We start from the raw sequence: 1,625 nt of genomic DNA, 5'->3' as shown, positions 1-1,625 counted from the left end.
AGGAATTATAAACTCTTGGAACGTGATAAGATAATCCGGCTTTTCTGTTTGCCTTTTTACATCATCTACTTCTTTATCGCTTATATTAATAAATGGCACAATTCTTACTTCAATAATTTTGCTCCACAGTAACTGACATTTTATTTGTTTTCTTAAAATACCAAGATCTATATTATGCTTCTCTATGTATTGATCAACTTCATTAGCCTTAAGTTTAAAACTTTGGGTTAAAAATAACATGACAGCATTATCTAACTCCTCGTTGCTCAATTTTATATCCAGCCTCTGCGCTTCATTGGTAATGATAATTTCGTCTATTAGCTCCCTAAGAATTTGAGGTTTTGCTTCTTTTTGATTAACACTTTGAGTGCCAAACAATGAATTTATAATGTTGATGCGTTTTTCGATGTCTAAATTTGAAATTGGCTCGCCATTTACATCTGCAACAATTTCAATCTCGGTTGCAAGCAACCTAAGTGGCAACACTATCAACAGTAAAATTAGTATTTTATACATACAAGTAAAGTTAATAACCAATTCTATAATAAATACTGAGTCAATGCTAGCCAACTTTTTAATAGTGATCTCAGTGACAATGGAAATAAAAACCATTGCAACAAAATCAGGTACGCTGGTAAATAGGCTAAGAACATGCTAACATAGCGAATTTAGACCGTGCTAAAAACAGTATACGGAAGGAGAGGGATTCGAACCCTCGATACGACTTTTGGGTCGTATAACGGTTTAGCAAACCGCCGCCTTCAGCCGCTCGGCCACCCTTCCAAATTTAGAACCTAAAGATTATATAATACCAAGACCTCTACCACCTGTCTAATGCTTTTAATTGCAATATTTGTATCTGTTCAGATGCATGGCTAATGCTGAAACAAAAATTCCAGTGCTCCCTTTTTTGTCATCCCAGTGTCACGCACTGGAATGACATCGTTTACTATGTGCCATATTGCAATGTTCGTACAGTTGTGCGCGGTATAGATTCCGCTAACAAGTAGCGGAATGACGAATTTGTTGTTTTTCAATTGTGGGCAAACCTAAGCCACTTTAGCTATAAATCAATAAAAACTAATTTCTGCTTTTTTCAATGATTTTCTTTACTTCTTCCACACCAACCCATTCTCCAACTGCTACCGTTTTTCCCTTTTCTAGATCTTTATAATGAGAAAAGAAATGAGTAATTTTATCTAGTAGGCTTTTAGATAAGTCAGAATAGTCCTTTATATTGTCATAATAGCTATCAACACTGGAAACAGGCACAGCTAATATTTTCTCATCTTCTCCTTTTTCATCTTTAGTGAGTAATGCGCCTATCGGACGCACCGATATTAAAACACTAGATGCTAAGGGAAACTGAGTTAGCACCAAAACATCCACAGGATCACCATCACCTGCGCAGGTATTTGGTACAAACCCATAATTGCAAGGATAAGTCATTGAGGTAGATAAAAATCTGTCAACTTGTAACAACCCAAGCTCTTTATTAAATTCATACTTTACAGGCTCAGCATTTGCACTTATTTCAATTACCACATTCACCGCATTTGGTCCTGCTGTTATTTTACTTAAATCCATAAATTACCTCTTAACTTAAGAATAAGCATATACAATAT

Annotated in this window: 3 protein-coding genes and 1 tRNA gene; all 4 read right to left on the bottom strand. The window is 35.3% G+C overall.

Annotated elements, in window-relative coordinates; genetic code table 11:
• On the bottom strand, window positions 1-516 hold a 516-nt coding region (locus tag WGMM_RS02480; protein WP_038249549.1), incomplete at its 3' end, for a SurA N-terminal domain-containing protein.
• Window positions 517-692: 176 nt separating this feature from the next.
• Window positions 693-783, bottom strand: a tRNA-Ser gene (locus WGMM_RS02475).
• 92 nt (window positions 784-875) lie between these two features.
• Window positions 876-1,037, bottom strand: coding sequence for a hypothetical protein (locus tag WGMM_RS06650; RefSeq protein ID WP_240991877.1), 162 nt, complete (start codon window positions 1,035-1,037; stop codon window positions 876-878).
• Window positions 1,038-1,080: 43 nt separating this feature from the next.
• Window positions 1,081-1,587 (bottom strand): inorganic diphosphatase, encoded by a 507-nt coding sequence (gene ppa, locus WGMM_RS02470; RefSeq protein ID WP_038249548.1) that lies wholly within the window; start codon window positions 1,585-1,587, stop codon window positions 1,081-1,083.
• Between the last annotated feature and the right edge of the window lie 38 nt (window positions 1,588-1,625).

Origin of the sequence: Wolbachia endosymbiont of Glossina morsitans morsitans, assembly GCF_000689175.1 — a bacterium.
GTDB lineage: Bacteria > Pseudomonadota > Alphaproteobacteria > Rickettsiales > Anaplasmataceae > Wolbachia > Wolbachia pipientis.
The sequence above is the reverse complement of the archived record's forward strand: the minus strand, read 5'-3'. Positions and strand labels throughout refer to the sequence as shown.

Excerpts from the sequence above, each read along its gene's own strand:
- ppa (WP_038249548.1), bottom strand. The coding sequence starts at position 1,587 with ATGGATTTAAGTAAAATAACAGCAGGACCAAATGCGGTGAATGTGGTA.